This is a genomic window from Phycicoccus sp. Root101 (genome assembly GCF_001426245.1).
In the GTDB taxonomy this organism is placed as follows: domain Bacteria; phylum Actinomycetota; class Actinomycetes; order Actinomycetales; family Dermatophilaceae; genus Pedococcus.
This window is the reverse complement of record NZ_LMCM01000005.1, coordinates 452,196-470,410: the sequence shown is the minus strand read 5'-3', so window position 1 is coordinate 470,410 and position 18,215 is coordinate 452,196. Positions and strand designations below refer to the sequence as shown.

General features: G+C 71.8%; 14 protein-coding genes. 3 read left to right on the top strand and 11 right to left on the bottom strand.

The window, feature by feature from the left end; all coding sequences use genetic code 11:
- Nucleotides 1-183 precede the first annotated feature (183 nt).
- Genes ASC58_RS06900 through ASC58_RS06870 form a run of 7 tightly spaced genes read right to left on the bottom strand, consistent with a single transcriptional unit; the run spans nt 184 to nt 4,838 of the window.
- Nucleotides 184-654: a pilus assembly protein TadG-related protein gene (locus ASC58_RS06900; protein ID WP_056916960.1), complete on the bottom strand. Its 471-nt coding sequence runs from the start codon at nt 652-654 to the stop codon at nt 184-186.
- Nucleotides 651-1,094 (bottom strand): pilus assembly protein, encoded by a 444-nt coding sequence (locus tag ASC58_RS06895; RefSeq protein ID WP_157581523.1) that lies wholly within the window; start codon nt 1,092-1,094, stop codon nt 651-653. Before ASC58_RS06895 ends, ASC58_RS06900 begins: the two co-directional genes overlap by 4 nt.
- A 20-nt stretch (nt 1,095-1,114) precedes the next feature.
- Nucleotides 1,115-1,519 carry a TadE family protein gene (locus ASC58_RS06890; protein ID WP_082553033.1) on the bottom strand — a complete coding sequence of 135 codons (405 nt, stop codon included), beginning with the start codon at nt 1,517-1,519 and terminating at the stop codon, nt 1,115-1,117.
- A 3-nt stretch (nt 1,520-1,522) separates the two neighbouring features.
- Nucleotides 1,523-1,723, bottom strand: coding sequence for a hypothetical protein (locus ASC58_RS06885; RefSeq protein WP_056916959.1), 201 nt, complete (start codon nt 1,721-1,723; stop codon nt 1,523-1,525).
- A gap of 22 nt (nt 1,724-1,745) precedes the next feature.
- On the bottom strand, nt 1,746-2,699 hold the full coding sequence (locus ASC58_RS06880; RefSeq protein WP_056916958.1) for a type II secretion system F family protein: 954 nt from the start codon (nt 2,697-2,699) through the stop codon (nt 1,746-1,748).
- Complete coding sequence (locus ASC58_RS06875; protein ID WP_235529126.1) at nt 2,696-3,604, bottom strand: type II secretion system F family protein; 909 nt, start codon at nt 3,602-3,604, stop codon at nt 2,696-2,698. The genes ASC58_RS06880 and ASC58_RS06875 overlap by 4 nt, the downstream gene beginning before the upstream one ends.
- Nucleotides 3,605-3,614: 10 nt before the next feature.
- Nucleotides 3,615-4,838, bottom strand: coding sequence for a CpaF family protein (locus tag ASC58_RS06870; protein ID WP_056916957.1), 1,224 nt, complete (start codon nt 4,836-4,838; stop codon nt 3,615-3,617).
- Nucleotides 4,839-5,007: 169 nt separating this feature from the next.
- Between ASC58_RS06870 and ASC58_RS06865 the strand changes: the two genes are divergently transcribed.
- Together ASC58_RS06865 and ASC58_RS06860 are read left to right on the top strand one after the other, a co-directional pair.
- Nucleotides 5,008-9,282 carry an FtsK/SpoIIIE domain-containing protein gene (locus ASC58_RS06865; RefSeq protein WP_056918778.1) on the top strand — a complete coding sequence of 1,425 codons (4,275 nt, stop codon included), beginning with the start codon at nt 5,008-5,010 and terminating at the stop codon, nt 9,280-9,282.
- 9 nt (nt 9,283-9,291) lie between these two features.
- Nucleotides 9,292-9,690: a PPOX class F420-dependent oxidoreductase gene (locus ASC58_RS06860; protein WP_056918777.1), complete on the top strand. Its 399-nt coding sequence runs from the start codon at nt 9,292-9,294 to the stop codon at nt 9,688-9,690.
- Between the two features lie 103 nt (nt 9,691-9,793).
- Here ASC58_RS06860 and ASC58_RS06855 read toward each other — a convergent pair whose 3' ends face one another.
- Nucleotides 9,794-10,270, bottom strand: a complete 477-nt coding sequence (locus tag ASC58_RS06855; RefSeq protein WP_200947749.1) for a hypothetical protein — start codon at nt 10,268-10,270, stop codon at nt 9,794-9,796.
- 426 nt (nt 10,271-10,696) lie between these two features.
- Here ASC58_RS06855 and ASC58_RS06850 point away from each other — a divergent pair, with 426 nt between their 5' ends.
- Nucleotides 10,697-10,945, top strand: coding sequence for a WhiB family transcriptional regulator (locus tag ASC58_RS06850; protein ID WP_056916954.1), 249 nt, complete (start codon nt 10,697-10,699; stop codon nt 10,943-10,945).
- An 89-nt stretch (nt 10,946-11,034) separates the two neighbouring features.
- Here ASC58_RS06850 and ASC58_RS06845 read toward each other — a convergent pair whose 3' ends face one another.
- The 3 genes from ASC58_RS06845 to ASC58_RS06835 are packed head-to-tail and all read right to left on the bottom strand — an operon-like array spanning nt 11,035 to nt 18,118.
- Entirely contained in the window at nt 11,035-12,528 is a 1,494-nt protein-coding gene (locus ASC58_RS06845) for a sensor histidine kinase (RefSeq protein WP_056916953.1), read from the bottom strand.
- A 14-nt stretch (nt 12,529-12,542) separates the two neighbouring features.
- Nucleotides 12,543-13,238 (bottom strand): MOSC domain-containing protein, encoded by a 696-nt coding sequence (locus tag ASC58_RS06840; RefSeq protein ID WP_056918776.1) that lies wholly within the window; start codon nt 13,236-13,238, stop codon nt 12,543-12,545.
- Entirely contained in the window at nt 13,235-18,118 is a 4,884-nt protein-coding gene (locus tag ASC58_RS06835; protein ID WP_056918871.1) for an NAD-glutamate dehydrogenase, read from the bottom strand. The genes ASC58_RS06840 and ASC58_RS06835 overlap by 4 nt, the downstream gene beginning before the upstream one ends.
- Nucleotides 18,119-18,215 lie beyond the last annotated feature (97 nt).

The following is an 18,215-nucleotide window of genomic DNA, read 5'->3' as shown; positions in this document are numbered from 1 at the left end:
CGTGGACGCGCGGCGCCGGTGTCGCGGATCGTCACGCGCTCGGGGTGAGGCCATCTTCGAGCAGGCCGGCGCCGACCTCGACACCGCCCAGTCCCGGTCCACCCTTTCGACGCCGCTACGTCACTGATCGCGCTCCGCGATCAGTGACGTAGCCGCCACACACCCCTGCCCTCCCCTCCCGCCCTACCGGACGACCGACCGGGCCCGGGACTCGACCGTGATGGTCACCGAACCCCCCAACGCGTCGAGCAACCCGCCCACCAGGGGCAGGTCCGCCTCCCCCGTCAGCCGGACCACTGCCGTCCGACCGTCCGGGCTGCCGGTGCCCCTCGTCACCCCCCAGGAGCTCATCCCGACCGGGAGCGGCCGCGCCGCGAGGTAGTGCTCCGCCGTGGCAGCCACCGTGGCGTCGCTGACGGGAACCGCCGTGCCGATGCCGTCCTGGTAGGCGCCGAGGTCGAGGGAGTCCGCGGCGTCGAGGGCGGCCCCGTCGGCGGCATCGAGCAGGCGCATCCGGGACAGCTGGGCCGAGGTGACGGCGATCGTGCCGACGACGAGCAGGATCGCCACGACGGTGTAGCCGAGGATGAGGATGCTGACCTGACCCTGTTCGCCACGGCGGGCGAGGGCGCGACGGATGTCGACGCTGCTCACGGACGGGTCCGGAAGCGGTCGACCACCGCGACATGGCTGGCCGAGACCGGGACCTCGAGGGGGACGACGTCACGTGCGAACGCCGGGACGAACGGCAACGGCACCGTCACCGTCGCGACCACCTCGATCCGTCCCTCGGGCCGCAGGCACGGATCGCCGTCACAGTCCATCGACAACGCTCCCTCCGCCTCGTCGAAACCTTGGTCCTCGAAGGCGATTCGCGCCGCAGCCAGGGCGCGCGGCTCGGCAGCCTCCTGCGAGGTCGCTGTGACGTAGCCGCGGCCGGCCTCGCGAGCAGCCGTCGACGCTGCATACGCCCCGGCCTGGAGGCGCGCCATCGTCATGACGAGGTAGATGAGCGGCACCAGCATCAGCACGCCCAGGACGACGAACTCCACCACGGCACTGCCGCGCTCGCCTCGGTGGCGCAGCCTGTCCACCTCTCGCCTGAGCCGTCGGATCACTGGGACTCCAGGAAGGCGCGGCCCACGACGTCGAGGCTCCGGTCGGGCCCGAGCGGACCGAGGACGGGCAGCGGGGCCCGCACCCGCACCACCACGACCCGGACGCCGCCCACCTCGGTGGTGCTCACGGTGACGTCGCCGGCGAACCGTGGAGACAGCGAGGTCCGGACGAGGTCGCGGGTCCGCTGGGCACCCTCCTCGGGCGTGGCGCCCGCGCGCGCCCCGAGCCGCGCGCCCTCCGAGGCGCAGGAGATCAGGGTGTTGCGGATGTGCAGCGCGAGACCCAGCTGGAACACGGCGACGAAGAGCAGCGTCACGAGCGCGGACACCATGGCGAAGTCCGCGACCGCAGCACCTGACTCGCGCGGTCGTCGGACCCCCCGGCGGTCGCTGATCGCCATGCGTCAGGGGCCGGAGACGGTGCCCATGGCCCGGTTGAACAACGCCCGCAGCTGGTCGTCGGCGACGGTCCAGAGCACCGCCACGAGGCCCGCGGTCATCAGCGTGATCATCACCCAGCCCGGAACGTCACCGCGTTCGTCGCGGCGCGCAGCACCATGGAGCGCGTACTGCGCCCGGGTCAGCGCCTTGGTCAGGATCGTCATGGGTCTACCTTTCGTCGAGCCATCAGATGGAGAACCGCAGGAACGAGAAGCCGGGGTAGATGGCGAAGAGCACGGTGACGGGTAGGACGAGGAAGACGACCGGAACCATCATCGCGATCTCCTTCTTGCCCCCGGCCTCCATCACCGCCCGGCGACCGGTCTCCCGGACGTCCTGGGCCTGGGCCCGCAGCACGTCGGCCAGCGGCGTGCCCCGCTCGACGGCGATGATCATGCCGTCGACGAAACGGGCCAGGCTGACGAGTCCGGTGCGGTCGGCCAGACCCTGCAGGGCGGTGGGCAGGTTGGCGCCAGCCCGCGCGTCGGCAAGGCAGCGGCCGAGCTCGTGGGACAGCTCACCGTGCGAGAGGCGGCAGACGCGCTCGAGCGCACCGACGGCGCCCTCACCCGCACCGACCGCCAGCGCGAGGAGCTCGGCGATGGTGGGGAACTCGGCGAGCATCCTCTCCTCGCGGCGGTTCGCCTCACGGCTGAGCCACTGGTCCCGTGCGACGACCCCGACCCCTGCGCCACACAGGGTCACGATCACGGCCGGTCCGACGGAGCCGCCGTTGCCCAGCCACAGGCTGACCCCCAGGACCAACCCCACGACGAGGCCGGCCGCACCCCAGAGCACCTGCTCCGCCCGGAACCGCTCGACGTCGGCCGGTCGCCCCGCCCGCAACAGGCGGCGTCGCACGGAGGCCGAGCCGCCCAGCACCCGCTCGATGCGTCGCGCCAGGTCGGCAACAAGGGGCCGGGCGAGCACCCCGAGGACGCCGGCACCCGAGCCCGGTCGCCCCGCGAGGAGCCGCGACGGTCGGGGCGCGTCGCGCAGGTACGGGAGCAGGCGGTCCTCGAGCGTGGCCCGGCGGCGGCGGGGCAGGCCCGCCCACGCGAGCAGCAGGCCCACGCCGGCGCCCAGCCCCAGCAGTGCCCCGGGGAGCGAGATCTCGACGCCCGCAACGGGATTCGTCATCGCAGCACCCGTTCGTCCTCGGGCAGTCGTCCGATGTGGATCATGATGCGGTAGGCGGCGACCGAGATGGCAGCACCGACGAGCAGCACACCCGTGCCGGTGGGGCTGGCGTAGGCCTGGATCGACTCGGGTCGGGTGCACAGCATCGCCAGGACGATCCACGGCGCAGCGACGGCGAGCCGGGCCGCGTTCACCGTCCACCCCTGGCGGGTCTCGAGCTCGGCGCGGGTCCGGCTGTCCTCACGCAGGAACGTGGACAGCGTCCGCAGCAACCGACCGAGGTCACTGCCGCCGACCTCGCGTGCGATGCGCAACGACTCGACCAGCCGGTCCCCCACCGGGTCGCTCAACCGGACCTTCAGCAGGTCCAGGCTCTCCTGGAACCGGCCGGTCGTGCGGTAGTCCTCGGCGAACGCGCGAAAGGCCGGTCGCAGCTCCTCCGGTCCACGCCGACCCAGCTGGCTCAGCGCCTCGGGCAGCGCCATCCCGGCACGAACCGCCGACGCGATGTTGTCGACGGCGTCCGGCCACAGCTCGCGCAGGCTCGCGCGCCGACGGCGTGCCCGCATCCGCACCAGGGCGATCGGGGCGTACCCGGCCATGGCTGCGAAGCAGAGCGCCACGGGGGCCACCCCGGTGGTCGCGGCCACGAGCAGCACCACGAGGGTGAACGCGATGGCGCAGGCGCTGACCAGGCTCCGCGGTCCCACCGAGTCGTAACCGGCCTGCACGAGCTCGTCGCGCAGCCGGTCCGACACGGTCACCCGAGGCGTTGCCACCGCTCGAGGAGCCGGGACCCAGGCCGACCACCAGATGCAGAACAGACCACAGCCCAGCACCAGCCCGAGCAGGGTGCCGGTGGCGCTGCCCCCGACCCCGCTCACCAGCGCGCGCAACCCGTCCACGACGCCGTCCTCAGCCCTGCGCCAGGAGCGCGGCGACATCGAACCCCGCCCGGCGGAACCGCTCCGGGTGCGGCGGGAACCCTTCGGCCCGGCGCAGCACTCCTTCGCGCTGGACGAAGAGGTCGGCGACCTCGACGACGTCGGCCTCGACCCGTCCCGGGACCGCCACGATCTCCCGGACCCGTCGCACCCCGTCGTGCTCCAGTGCGGCGTGGATGACGATGTCGATGGATCCGGCGACGGTGGGGACCACGAAGCGGCTGCCGACGTTCTCGCCGGCCAGCAGCGGCAGCGTGCACATCTTCGTGATCGCCTCCCGGGCGCTGTTGGCGTGGATGGTGCACATCCCGGGCAGGCCGCTGTTGAGGGCGATGAGGAGGTCGAGGCTCTCGGCCTGCCGCACCTCGCCCACGATGATGCGTGAGGGCCGCATACGAAGGGCTTCCTTCACCAGACGTCGCAACGGGATCTCGCCAGTGCCCTCGAGGCTCGGCTGGCGGCACTGCATGGACGCGACGTCCCGCAGGGGGATCTTCAGCTCGAAGACCTCCTCGCACGTGACCACCCGCTCGCGCGCAGGGATCGCGGAGCTGAGGCAGTTCAGCAGGGTCGTCTTGCCTGCCTGCGTTCCGCCGGCGACGAGGATGTTCAACCCGGCGGCGACGGCGGCACCCAGGAAGGTCGCGGCCTGGGGGGTGAGGGTGCCCAGCGCCACGAGGTCGTCGAGGTGCGAGGCCCGGACGACGAACTTGCGGATGTTCACGTTCCAGTGCGACCTCGTGATGTCGGGGATGACGACGTGCAGCCGGGAGCCGTCCGGGAGCACCGCGTCGACGAAGGGGCTGGAGAGGTCGACCCGGCGCCCGCTGGTCTTGAGCATGCGTTCGACGAGGTCGCGGACGCCGTCGGCCGTGAGGAACGTCGTCGTCAGCTCGGCCACCCCACCGCGGGCGACGAACACCTTGGACGGCTCGTTGATCCAGATCTCCTCGACCTCGGGATCGTCGAAGTACTGCTGGAGCGGGCCGAACCCGGCGACCGCGTCGATCACGGACTTCACGGCGTCCTCGACGTTCGGCAGGCTGGGCAGTCCGCCGTGCAGCGAGCGTTCGTCGTAGTCCGCCACGGCATCACGCACCAGTCGGGTGAGCTCCTTGGTGTCGCGCGCGGGGTCGAGTCCGGAGCGCCGGATCAGTTCGCGCACCTCGGACTCCACGGTCAGGACCGCGTCCATCGTCACCTCCCCCTCGAGCTGCCGTCTGTGCCCGCAGTGGCCCCCGCCACGGACGCGAGCCCGGTGTGTCTGCCGCATAATAGGGCGAACCGCCCACCGCCGTCCCGCTGAATCCACAAGGGTGGATAACCGGCCGCAACGGACACGGCGACGACCTAGCGTCCGGCAGATGCACCTGCGGCTGACCGTCACGCACCGCGCCCCGGGTGCCTCCGCCGGGTTCGCCACGGTGGAGGTGGAGGTCGACGCAGTCACCGGCTCCACCGCGGCCGATCTCGTCGATGCCCTGGTCGACCACCTCGCACCTCGGGCCGCCACGACGGCCGAGCCACCGTCCCTGGCCGTTGCCGGCCGGGTGGTGGCGCCCGGGGCCGTCGTGGGACAGCCGCCGTTGCTCGACGGAGCCGAAGTCACCCTGCAACCTCCACATCTGTTGCAGGACAATGGCTCTCGCCGGCCTTCCCGATCCACGGTCGTCCTCGCCATCACGCACGGCCCCGAGTGCGGGCGCACCCTCGACCTGCAGCCGGGACGACACACCCTCGGCCGGTCCACCGAGGCCACCATCGAGATCGCTGACCCCAGCCTCTCGAGGCTGCACACCGAGATCCGTGTCGACGCGTCCGGCGTCACCCTGCGGGACCTGGGGTCGACCAACGGTTCCCGGGTCGACGGCACGCTCGTCGGCGACCAGCCTGTCCCCGTCACCACGGCGAGCGTCATCCACCTCGGAGACACCGTGGTGGCCCTGCGCCACACCGGCGCGGTCCCCGCCTCCACGAGGGCGACCGGCGAGGGCACCGTGGCCGTCAACCGCCGCCCCCGCGTCGTCGACCCTGCGCCGACACCGACGATCGCCCTGCCGACCCCGCCCCCACCCCCGCGGCGCGCCCGCGTGCCATGGGTCGCCGTCCTCCTGCCGGTACCCGTCGCCGGCGTCCTCGCCGTCGTGGTGGGCCCGACCATGCTCGCCTTCGCCCTGATGGGTCCGGTGCTCATGGTCGGCACCGCGCTGAGCGACCGCTGGGGCGCCCGCCGCACGTATGCCGGTGAGCGGGCGGCGCACGACGCTGCGCTCCGGGTCGTGCGCGAACGGATCGAGGCCACCTGCCGCACAGAGGCAAGCACGCTCCACTGCACCTTCCCCGACCCCGCCACGATCCTGGGGATCGCCTCCGGACCCACGGAGCGGATCTGGGAGCGGCGTCGCGGCGACGACGACGCGTGGACCGTCGCGGTCGGTCGGTGTGGTCGCGATGCCTCGCTGCGCCTCACGTCCGGTGGCGAACCGGCCGGGGACCTGGTGCAGCCGCACCTCCGGGACGTCCCGTGCGTCGTCTCCCTCGTCGACGTCGGCGTTCTCGGGCTCTGCGGTCAGCGAGCGGCCGTCCTCGCCAGTGCACGGTCGCTGGTGGGCCAGCTGGTGACGATGCACTCGCCCTCCGACCTGGAGGTCGTCATCCTTGCCGACACCCCGGAACGGGCGACCTGGGAGTGGGTGACCCGGATCCCGCACTGCCACAACAGCTCCCGACGAGGGGGGTCGCCTGACAACACCGACACCACCCTCGCCGACCTGGCAGCCACCGTCCGTCTACGCCGTGCCGACCGCCGGCCCGGTCGGTGGGACGGCCCCACCACCGTCGTCGTGGTCGACGCGATGGTCGGGGCCCGGGAGCTGACCGACCTCGCGACCGTTCTCGCCGACGGACCACGGGCCGGCGTCCTCACCCTGGCCCTGGGCTCGGACCTCCGTGAGCTGCCGAACGAGGCCGGTGCCGTCCTCGAGCTCTCCGGCAACGGCGCACCCACGCTCTCGCTCACCGACCACCGGCACCACGACCTCGTCGTGGACGGCGTCGGGCCCGGGTGGCCGCACCGGCTCGCCCGGTCGTTGGCTCCCCTGCGTGACGCCACACCGGCGGACGGGCGGGCTGCCCTGCCCACGAACGTCGGCCTGCTGGCCCGTGACCGACCTGCGGGCGAGGACGGCGCCGACCTGGCACGGCGTTGGCACGACCACCCGCACCGCACGAGGGTGCCGATCGGGGCGAGCAGCTCCGGGGTCTTCTCGATCGACCTCGCCGCCGACGGACCCCACGTCCTCGTCGGGGGCACCACGGGGGCGGGCAAGTCGGAGCTGCTGAGGACCCTGGTCGCGAGCCTCGCCCTGCACAACGCGCCCCAGCACCTGTCCTTCGTCCTGGTCGACTACAAGGGCGGGGCGGCCTTCCGGGAGTGCGCGGACCTACCCCACGTGTCCGGCGTCGTCACGGACCTCGATGACCAGCTGGCCGCCCGCGCACTGACGTCGCTCACTGCCGAGGTGACGCGCCGCGAACGCATCCTGCGAGCTGCCGGTGTTGCCGATCTCGTTGCGTACCAAGCGAGTCCAGCAGGAGCGGCATTGCCGTTGGCCCGGCTCGTCGTGGTGGTCGACGAGTTCCGAGCCCTCGCCGACGAGCTCCCCGCCTTCGTCGACGGCCTGGTCCACCTTGCAGCCCTCGGCCGGTCCCTGGGCATCCACCTCGTCCTCGCCACCCAACGCCCCGCGGGTGTGGTCACCGCCGACATCAAGGCCAACGTCAACCTCCGCATCGCTCTGCGCATGCGTGACCGTCTCGACTCCGAGGACGTCGTCGACAGCCCTGCGGCTGCTGCCCTGCCCCCTTCGACGCCGGGCCGCGCCTACGCCCGCGTCGGCGGTTCGGGCCTGGTCGAGTTCCAGTCCGCGCACGTGGGCGCCCTGGTTCCACAGCCACGGGCGACACCGGTCCGCGTCCGGGCGTGGAGCGCCGACCCTCCCGCACAGCCGCGCACGGGTCCCGCGACGCGCACCGAGCTCGGCGTCATCGTCGACACCGTGCGGCAGGCCACGGCTGCGGGCGGCTTCGTCGCGGCCAGCCCCGCCTGGCTGCCGCCCCTCCCCGTCGAGCTTCCCCACGCAGACCTCGACGCCACCGACGACCCGTTCACCGCACACCTCGGGCTGGTGGACGTGCCGGAACGCCAGTCGCGCGAGATGTTGGCGTTCGACCTGCGCGCCCGCGGTCACTGGGCCGTCGTCGGCGGACCGGGCAGTGGCCGGACCACCGCCCTGCTCACCCATGCCGTGGCCTGCTGCAACCAACGCGACGCCGCGTCGCTGCACGTCTACGCCCTCGGTGGCGGCTTGGCCGCCCTGTCGGCCCTGCCACAGGTGGGTGCCGTCGTCGACTGGACCGACCCCAGGCGGGTCGAACGACTGGTCTCGCGACTCGCCACCGAGGTCGCCGAACGCCGTGCCGCCCTGGCCCGCGGCGACGGGACCGCCCTGCCGCCGATGCTCCTGCTCGTCGACGACTGGGACCTCGTCGCCGGCCGGACCGACGACCTCGCCCTCAGCACCCTCACCGACCAGCTCCTCGCTCTCCTGCAGGACGGGCAGGGAGTCGGCCTCACCGCGGTCGTCGCAGGCGGCCGCTCCCTCCTCCTGGGCCGGGTGGCCGGCACCGTCACCCGACGCGTCGTGCTGCGCCTGGCCGATCCCACGGACGCGGTCCTGCTCGGTATGCCGCCGGGCCGGGTCGCTGCCCTCACCTGCCCCGGGCGGGGACTCACCATGGAGGGGAACGAGGTCCAGCTCGCCCTGCCGCCGGAGCCGCGCAACGAGGAAGGCCCGCCGACGACCAGTCCGCCGACGACCGACCTGCCGGGGCGGTCGCCCCTTCGGGTGGACGAGCTGCCCCTGGAGGTGCATGAGGAGGAGCTCCGGCCGCACCCGGACCGGCCGCCGTACCCGGCCGGCATCGTGCCCGTCGGGATCGGGGGCGACGAGTCGACCGTGCTGGGGCTCGACCCGCGGCAGGACGGACGACGCTGGCTGGTCACGGGCCCCGCCGCCTCCGGTGTGTCCAGCGCGCTGCTCCTCCTCGCTCGCCGGCACCTCGCAGCCGGCCGACCCGTCGCGGTCGTCGCACCGCGGGGTGGCCCGCTGGAGGTGCTGCGCGCCGAGCCGGCCGTCCTCAGCTGGTCCGACGGCACCGACGGCGGCGGTCTCGTCGAGGCCCGTCGGCGGGCTCCCTCGCTGGTGGTGCTGGCCGACGACGTCGACGCGCTGCTGGACCAGCCCGTCGAGGCGGTCCTGCGCGAGGTCTCCCACCTAGCCGACCGTGACCAGGGGCTCCTGGTCGTGGGCGCCGCCGCGAGCACCCTGTCCTCCATGTACCGCGGCGCGGCGCTCGAGGTCGCACGCCACCGCACGGGTCTCCTCCTCGGCCCCGCATCCTCGGCGGAGGCGGACCTCTTCGGGTTGCGGGTCCCCGTGGACCGCCGGGCCCGGCCGGGGCGAGGTCACCTGGTGCGGCGGGGATCTGCCAGCCCTGTGCAGGTCGCCCGGCCTGGCACCGGGGCCGTCGACGGCCCGGCGGCTGCCCCGCTCGCTGGCCCTGGTGCACCGGGGTAGCGTCGCGACATGACCACTGCCCCCACCCTCGACGCCCTCGGCGAAGAGAAGTTCGTGTCCCTGACGACGTTCCGCAAGACCGGCGTCGGCGTCTCGACCCCGGTGTGGATCGGGAGGGAGGGCGACGCCCTCGTCGTGACCACCCCCAGCGGGAGCGGCAAGGTCAAACGGCTGCGCAACAACACCCGTGTCGAGCTCCAGCCGTGCTCCCGGCGAGGCACCGTCGAGGACGGGGCACCCACGGTCGCTGCCGTGGCCGAGATCGTCCAGGGACCCGAGGCGATGCGGAGGCTCGACACGGTGCTCAGGCCCAAGTACGGGATCGAGTACCGCATCGTCATGACGATCGAGAAGATCATGCGCCGCGGCCACACCGACCGCACCATGCTGCGCATCACGTCGGCCTGAGCCCGCCGCCCCGGAGATCTCCTCCACCAGGGGCTGGGGATGAGGCGTCGGACGCTACGTCACTGATCGCGTGGCGCGATCAGTGACGTAGCGTCCAACCCCCTCAGCCAGGGGTGGGTGGTCGGGCGCCGGCAGCGTCGGAACCGTCCGAGGCCTCCGACGTGTCCGCGCGGACCGCCGCGACGATGCCGACGACGGCCACCACCGCCAGGAGCAGGGCGACGACCCACCGCCCCGCCTGGAACAGGCTCCACGCCACCGGCAGGAGCAACAGGTTCCAGACGACGGTCGGGGTGTTGGGCCAGTTGTCGCCGCGCCACCACCCTCGGGCGAGGGCGCCGATGCCGACGGCGAAGACAAGGATCAGCAGCGCCGACATGACCACGAGGACCGCGTCCTTGCCGGCCCCCTGCGCCAGCTCCCAGAGGTAGAAGACGACGAACCCCAGCAACGACAGGGCCTGGGCGCCGGACAGGGCGGCCGCCAGGTCGCGGTAGACGTCCCTGGCGCGCGGCGAGCGGTCACCGTGCGGGGTCGGCTGGGCGGCGGAAGGGCTGGTCGGGCCGGGCTGGTCGCTCACCCCCACAGGGTATTCGCGGTCGGCGTCGTCTCACGGGTCGGGCACTTCGAAACGGGGCCCCGCGGGTTTCCGAGCACGGTCGGGCACGGCGTCATACCCACGCAACGGAGGCAATGTGACCAAAACCTCACCGTTACACGTCGGTTACTTCCGCTCAGGGGTGCCCAAACGCGACGCGATCTGTGACGCTGGAACAGAAACGTGAGACGGCCCGTTGGCAGAACTGTGCCCAGCCCCCCAAAATGGCTAGTCGCACCTCTTTCACCCCCCGTGGTTCGAGGGTCGGCTAGGCTCGCCGGTCGTCCCTGTTCCCCCGGGAGCATGACCCTGCACACCCCGCAATGACGCGCCGTGCCCATCTGGCCCGTCATCCCTGGGTCCATGGACCGGCGCACTTCCCCCTGCACAACAAGGAGCACGATCTTCATGGATTGGCGCGACCGCGCTGCCTGCCTCGACGAGGACCCTGAGCTGTTCTTCCCGATCGGGAACACCGGCCCAGCCATCCTCCAGATCGAGGAAGCCAAAGTTGTCTGCCGACGCTGCGAGGTCGTCGACACCTGCCTCAAGTGGGCCATCGAGTCCGGCCAGGACGCCGGCGTCTGGGGCGGAATGTCCGAGGACGAGCGTCGCGCGCTCAAGCGTCGTAACGCTCGCGCTCGCCGCGCCGGCTGACGCAGCCCCCTGCCCCACCCTCTCCGAGTGCCTCAGGTCGCGGATCCCGCGAGCTGGGGCACTCCTTCTGCTGCCTGCGAGCCGTCTGCCTAGGAGCCGTCGCGCCCCAGGGGCCGCAGCCGCGCCACGAACCTGGCCCGCGTCCCGCGCGGCTCGGCCGGCTCCCACACGATCCGCCCGCGCAGGTCCTGCACGAGCGACTCGACGATCTGCGTCCCGAGGCCGGACGCACCCGGTCTGAACCCCTGCGGCAGCCCCACCCCGTCGTCGGTGATCGTCACCGACAGGACCTCGTCACCCCGGTCGTCGGTGGACCGCTGCGCCTCGACGCACACGGTGCCGTCGGTGACGTCGGCGAGCCCGTGCTCGACGGCGTTCTGCACGAGCTCGGACAGGATCATCGCCATCGCGGTGGCGTCCTCGGCCCGCAGCATCCCGAACGAGCCCACGACCTTCGTCGTGATGGGGTGCTCGACCTTGGCCACCTCGGTGATCGCCTGCAGGCCGCGGACGGCGATGTCGTCGAACTCCACCGTCTCGTCGAAGCCCTGGCTCAAGGTCTCGTGCACGAGCGCGATGACCCCGACCCGGCGGACCGCCTCCTCGAGCGCCACGCGCCCCGCCTCCCCCTCGGGGAGCCGCCGCGCCTGCAGGCGCAGCAGGGCCGCCACCGTCTGCAGGTTGTTCTTCACCCGGTGGTGGATCTCGCGGATCGTCGCGTCCTTGGTGATGAGCTCGCGCTCACGGCGGCGCAGCTCGGAGACGTCACGCAGCAGGAGCAGGGCACCGACCCGCTGCCCACCCTCGGTCAGCGGTATGGCGCGCATCGAGACGCTCGAGCCGCGCGAGCTCACCTCGGTGCGCCACGGGGCACGACCGGTGACGACGACGGCCAGCGACTCGTCGACCGGCGACTCGTCGCGCAGCAGGTCGGCGACGACCTTGGCGAGCAGCTCGCCGATGACGTCGCCGACGTGGCCGAGGCGGTGGATGGCGGAGAGGGCGTTGGGGCTGGCGTACGACACGATGCCGTTGACGTCGAGGCGGATCACGCCGTCACCGACGCGCGGGGCGCCGCGCCGCTGGCCGGTGGGGGCCGACACGTTGGGGAACTCCCCCGCAGCGATCATCCGGGCCAGGGCGTCGGCCAAGGCCTGGTAGGTCAGCTCGAGGCGGCTCGGCGTGCGCATCGCGGCGAGGTTGGTGTGGCGGGTGATGACCGCCAGCGCCCGGCCGTTCTTGACGACGGGGATGGCCTCCTCCCGCACCGGCATGTCGTCACGGAAGATCGGGTCCCGCTCGCGGACGATGCGGCGATCGGCGTACGCCTGGTCCAGCAGCGACTGCCGACCCCGGTGCGTGCGCCGCCCGACGACGTCCTCGAAGAACACCATCTGTCCGGTCGTCGGGCGCACGTGCGCCACGGCCAGCCAGCCCTCGAGCCCTCCGGGGACCCACAGCACGAGGTCGGCGAAGGACAGGTCCGAGATGAGCTGCCAGTCCCCGACGAGCAGCTGCAGCCACTCGACCTCACCGGGGGCAAGGTCGGTCGACGCGTGGAGCACCTCGTTCAGCGTGGGCACCCGGGCAGCCTAGGTCAGGCGCGGACGACCTCGTCGCCGAGGGCCACCCGGCCGGGTGTGACGACCTCGGCGTAGACGCCTGCGACCAGGTCGTGGTGGTCCGCGACGGCCCTGAGCATCCCCGGACGGGCGGACAGGTCCACCTGGGCGATCCCGACCATCCGGCAGCGCTCCGTGGGTTCGGTGATGCGCAGCCGCACCCCACCGATGGTCACCTCGCGGCCCACCCAGGACTCCTCCGCATACGGCTGCTCGGTCTCGACCACGAGGTTGGCGCGCACGTGCCGCGGGTCCACCGGGCTGCCGTCACCCTCGTGCCGGCCGAGCTCGGCGAGGGTTGCGGTGCCCACCAAGGAGATCGGTGCCGCATCCTGGTGGGGTATGTCGCCCTCCCGCTGGAGGCTCACCGGCTCGCCGAAGTGGCGGCTGAGGGACTCGTCCGTCGCCGGGTCACCCGCCACGAGCTCGGTGCCGTCGGGCAGGACCAGGACGGTCTCGTCCCCGCAGAGGCTCGCCACGAGCGTGAACACCGGGTCCATCCGCCGGAAGCGGCGGGTGTGCTTGCCGGACGCGAGCTTGTCCGCGGCGTCGTGGACCGCCCAGGCGCGGTCGCCGACGACACCCGCGACCTCGACGTCGAGGGCAGGCAGCGACTGCCCACCCGCGGACTTCACGGGGAAGCACCACAACCCGACCACGCGCGCGGTCACGAGGTGGCGGCTCCGGAGCGGATCACCGAACGCAGGGTGCGCAGGGCGACGGACAGGGCAGCGATGTTGGGGTGGTCGAGCCGCTCGATGCCGGACAGGGCCGTCGTCGCCCGGGTGAGCGACTCGGCGTTGGCCCTCGCCCACTCCTCGTACCGGGAGCCCGGCGAGCCACCGACCGTCGAGGTGTCCATGACCGAGCGCACGAGGCTCTCCAGCACGGCATACAGGTCGTCGCGCAGGGCACCACGCGCCAAGGCGTCCCAGCGGTCGTCACGCGGCAGGTTCGTGACCCGCGTGAGCATCCCGTCGATGCCGAACTTCTCGGACAGCACGAAGTAGAGGCAGGCGATGTCGGCCGGCTCCTCCCCCGTGTCGGTCGCGATGTCGACGATGTCGAGCAGCGAGAACTGGTCGAGCAGGCTGGCCGAGCGCAGGGCGAGGTCGGCGGGCACTCCGAGCTTCTCGAGCCTGGCGGTGTTGCGCTGGAGGCGCTTGAGCTCGGCGCCCTTGAGCATCTCGGGCACCTTGGGGGCGAACTCGCGCACGACCGCACCGAACCGGGCGACCTCGCCGGCCACGTCGAGCCGCGAGGGACGCGACGTGAGGAACCACCGGATGGAGCGGTCGATGAGGCGACGGAACTCGAGGTAGAGCTGGCTCTGCACGTCGGTGGAGACGACGTTGTCCAGCGCCTCCACCTCGCGCACGAAGCTCGGCAGGTCGAAGATCTCGCGGCAGACGACGAACGCCCGCGCGATCTGCTCCGGCGTCGCCCCCGTCTCCTCCATCGCCCTGAAGGCGAAGGTGATGCCACCGCGGTTGACCATCGAGTTGACCACCGAGTTGGTGATGATCTCGCGGCGCAGCGGGTGGTCGGCCAGCTCGCCGGCGAACTGCTCGCGCAGGGCCGCCGGGAAGTAGTCGGTGAGAGTCTGCTGGAACCACGGGTCGTCGGGCAGACCCGTCGGCAGCAGGTCGTCCTTGAGCGCCAGCTTGGCGTAGGCCACGAGCACCGAGAACTCGGGGGACTTCAGGCCCAGGCCGTCCTGGAAGCGCCGGTCGATCTCGCTGTCGCTGGGCAGGAACTCCAGCGCGCGGTCGAGGTCGCCACGCTCCTCGAGCCAGTGGATGAGCCGCTGGTGCACGGGAAGCATGGGGTGCTCCTGCGCGCGGGCGTTGCCCAGCAGGACGTTCTGCTCGTAGTTGTCGCGCAGCACCTGGTGCGCCACGTCGTCGGTCATCGACGCGAGCAGGGTGTTGCGCTGCTTGAGCGTCATGTCGCCGTTGCGCACGAGGTCGGTGAGCAGGATCTTGATGTTGACCTCGTGGTCGGAGGTGTCGACCCCGGCGCTGTTGTCGATCGCGTCGGTGTTGACACGCACCCCGTGCAGGGACGCCTCGATGCGACCGAGCTGCGAGAGGCCGAGGTTGCCGCCCTCGCCGATGACCTTGCAGCGCAACGCGTTCCCGTCGACGCGGATGGCGTCGTTGGCCCGGTCGCCGATGTCGGAGCTCGACTCGGAGCCCGCCTTGACATAGGTGCCGATGCCGCCGTTCCAGAGCAGGTCGACCGGTGCCTGGAGGATCGCCTTCATCAGCTCGGCCGGGGTCAGGCTGGTCGTGCCCTTGGCCAGCCCGAGCGCCTCGGTCATCTCCGGGGTGATCCGGATCGACTTGAGCGACCGGTCGAAGATGCCGCCACCGGTGCTGATGAGCGAGGCGTCGTAGTCGGCCCACGACGACCGCGGCAGGTCGAACAGCCGCTTGCGCTCGGGGAAGCTCGTCGCCGCCACGGGGGTGGGGTCGACGAAGATGTGGCGGTGGTCGAACGCGGCCACGAGGCGGATGTGCTCCGACAGCAGCATGCCGTTGCCGAAGACGTCACCACTCATGTCGCCGATGCCGACGGCCGTGAAGTCCTGGGTCTGGGTGTCGACACCCATCTCGCGGAAGTGGCGCTTCACCGACTCCCAGGCACCGCGGGCGGTGATGCCCATGGCCTTGTGGTCGTAGCCGGCCGAACCGCCGGAGGCGAACGCGTCGTCGAGCCAGAATCCGTAGGACTGCGCGACGCCGTTGGCGATGTCGGAGAAGGTGGCCGTGCCCTTGTCAGCCGCGACGACGAGGTAGGAGTCGTCCTCGTCGTGCCGCACCACCGACGCCGGGGGGACGATGTCGCCGCCGACGCGGTTGTCGGTGAGGTCGAGCAGACCGGAGATGAAGACCTTGTAGGAGCCGATGCCCTCGGCCAGCCAGGCGTCGCGGTCGACCGACGGGTCGGGCAGCTGCTTGGCGTAGAAGCCGCCCTTGGACCCGGTGGGGACGATGACGGCGTTCTTGACCATCTGCGCCTTGACGAGTCCCAGCACCTCCGTGCGGAAGTCCTCACGTCGGTCGGACCAGCGCAACCCGCCACGGGCCACCGGCCCGAACCGCAGGTGCACGCCCTCGACGCGCGGTGAGTAGACGAAGATCTCGAACTGCGGCCGCGGGGCGGGCAGGTCGGGCACCTTCTTCGGGTTGAGCTTGATCGAGACGTAGGTTTTGTCGGCCCCGGACTCGTCCCGCTGGTAGAAGTTCGTCCGCAGCGTCGCCTGGATGACGCCGAGGAACGCGCGGATGATGCGGTCGTGGTCGAGGGACTTGACCTCGTCGAGCCCGGTCGTGATCTCCTCGACCAGCGCGGCCTCGGCAGCTTCGCGCTCCCCTCCGGCCGCGGCGCCATACCGGCTGGGGTCGAACCGCGCCTCGAACAGGGCGACGAGCCGCCCGGCGAGCCGCAGGTTCTGCACGAGCGCCGACTCGACGTAGTCCTGGGAGAAGGTCGACCCGGTCTGCCGCAGGTACTTCGCGACCGTGCGCAGGATGACGACCTGACGCCAGGTGAGCCCGGCACCGAGGACGAGTGCGTTGAAACCGTCGGACTCCGCGCGACCGTTCCACACTGCCCCGACCGCGTCCTGGAACAGCTCGCGCAGCCGGTCGCGACCACCCTCGCCGGACCACACCTTGTGGTTGCGGACGCGCAGGCCGAAGTCGTAGACCCACAGGTCGACGCCATCGCCGCGCGACACCTCGTAGGGGCGCTCGTCGACGACCTCGACACCCATGTGGGTGAACATCGGCAGCACCTGGGTCAGCGACAGGGGGCTGCGGCGGTAGAGCTTGAACCGCCGCTCGCCGGCCGGGGCACCCGGCTCCTGGTACATGTTGAGGCCGGTGGAGTCGGCGTTCTCGAGCGCGTCCATGTGACGGATGTCGACGACACCGACCCGGGAGGTGAAGTCCTCCTTGTAGGCCTCGGGGAAGGCCCTGCCGTAGAGCCCGGAGAGCCGCGCGGCCGCCTCCTCGCCGTGCTCGGCGCGGGCCGCCTCGGACAGGTCCTCCTCCCACGTGCGCGTGGCGTCGACGAGCTGGCGCTCGAGGACGGCCTCGTCGACCGCCGGGATGGACTCGCCCGAGGGCACGCGCACGACGAAGTGGAGACGGGCCAGGACGGACTCCGAGACCCGAGTCGTGTAGTCGACCGTGGCGCCCGGAAAAGCTTGGTGGAGAATGGATTCCATCTTCAGGCGGACCGCGGTGTTGTAGCGGTCGCGCGGGATGTAGACCAGCGCCGAGACGAACCGGCCGAACCGGTCACGCCGCAGGAACAGCTTGGTCTTGCGGCGCTCCTGCAGGTGCAGGACGGCGGTCGCGTTGTCGTACAGCGACTCCTCGTCGGCCTGGAACAGCTCGTCGCGCGGGTAGTTCTCGAGGACCTCGAGCAGGTCCTTGCCCGAGTGCGAGTCGGGCAGGAACCCGGTGCGCTCGAAGATCGCCGCCACCTTGTCGCGCAGCACCGGAACCCGCGTCACCGACTCGGTGTAGGCGCTCGAGGTGAACAGTCCGAGGAAGCGCTTCTCCCCCGTCACGACACCCGCGTCGTCGAACTGCTTGACGCTGACGTAGTCGAGGTAGGTGTTGCGGTGCACCGTCGCCCGCGAGTTGGCCTTGGTGATGATGAGCAGCTCCGGCGCCCGCGCGACGGTGCGCGCCTGCTCCGACAGCAGCACCCCCTCCCCCGTGGGGTCGTAGCGCAGCAGGCCGAGACCGGTGCCGTGGACCGCCTGGAGGGTGTCGGCGTCGGCGCCCCGCACCAGGGCGTACTCGCGGTAGCCGAGGAAGGTGAAGTGGTTGCCGGCCAGCCACTCGAGCAGACCGCGAGCCTGCTCGACCTCCGCAGCCGGTATGCCGTGCGGCGGCCTGACACCGAGCTCTACCGCGAGCGCGGAGCAGGTCTCCTTCATCTTCGGCCAGTCCTCGACGGCCTCACGGACGTTGGCCAGCACGCCGCGCAGGCCCTCGGCGATCGCCTGCAGGTCCTCGGCGTTGCTGTCGCGGTCGACCTCGAGGTGCATCCACGACTCGCGGACCTCGCCGAAGCTGCCGGCGTCGGCGCCGTCCCCGGCGGCCGTGCCGTCGAGCAGCACCTGCTCCAGCTCGCCCGTGGCGTCGCGCCGCACCCGCATGGTCGGGTGCACGACCAGGTGGACCGCACGGTCCATCCGCTGCAGCTCGGCGGTGACGGAGTCGACGAGGAACGGCATGTCGTCGGTGACGACCTGGACGACGGTGTGACCGCTCGTCCAGCCCTGCTCGGCGACGTCGGGGTTGAACACGTCGACCTTGGCCGTCCCGACCGGGCGGCTCCTGGCGAGGTCGCGGTGCGCGAGCGCGGCTCCGAGAAGGTCCTCGGGGGCTCGGGCGAGCAGGTCCTCGGTCGCCACGTGGCGGTAGTAGGCGCGGAGGAACTCCTCGACCTCACCCCCGTCGTGCTCAGCGCGCTCCGCAGCGGAACGCAGGAGTTGCTGACGGGACTGCTCCAGCGACGCAGACATGCTTGTGGTCTTCATCCTCACGGGGTCGTCGTGCATGCGTGGGCGCACCTCGTTGTGCGTCGGGACGAGACTATCGCTCGTCGGCCGCGGGACTCAC

What these genes read in the sequence shown, in the direction of transcription:
- ASC58_RS06885 (WP_056916959.1), bottom strand. Translation starts at nt 1,723, where the DNA reads ATGACGATCCTGACCAAGGCGCTGACCCGGGCGCAGTACGCGCTCCAT.
- ASC58_RS06860 (WP_056918777.1), top strand. Translation starts at nt 9,292, where the DNA reads ATGACCACTGCCCCCACCCTCGACGCCCTCGGCGAAGAGAAGTTCGTG.
- ASC58_RS06850 (WP_056916954.1), top strand. Translation starts at nt 10,697, where the DNA reads ATGGATTGGCGCGACCGCGCTGCCTGCCTCGACGAGGACCCTGAGCTG.
- ASC58_RS06865 (WP_056918778.1), top strand. Translation starts at nt 5,008, where the DNA reads ATGCACCTGCGGCTGACCGTCACGCACCGCGCCCCGGGTGCCTCCGCC.
- ASC58_RS06870 (WP_056916957.1), bottom strand. Translation starts at nt 4,838, where the DNA reads ATGGACGCGGTCCTGACCGTGGAGTCCGAGGTGCGCGAACTGATCCGG.
- ASC58_RS06880 (WP_056916958.1), bottom strand. Translation starts at nt 2,699, where the DNA reads ATGACGAATCCCGTTGCGGGCGTCGAGATCTCGCTCCCCGGGGCACTG.
- ASC58_RS06835 (WP_056918871.1), bottom strand. Translation starts at nt 18,118, where the DNA reads ATGTCTGCGTCGCTGGAGCAGTCCCGTCAGCAACTCCTGCGTTCCGCT.
- ASC58_RS06890 (WP_082553033.1), bottom strand. Translation starts at nt 1,519, where the DNA reads ATGGCGATCAGCGACCGCCGGGGGGTCCGACGACCGCGCGAGTCAGGT.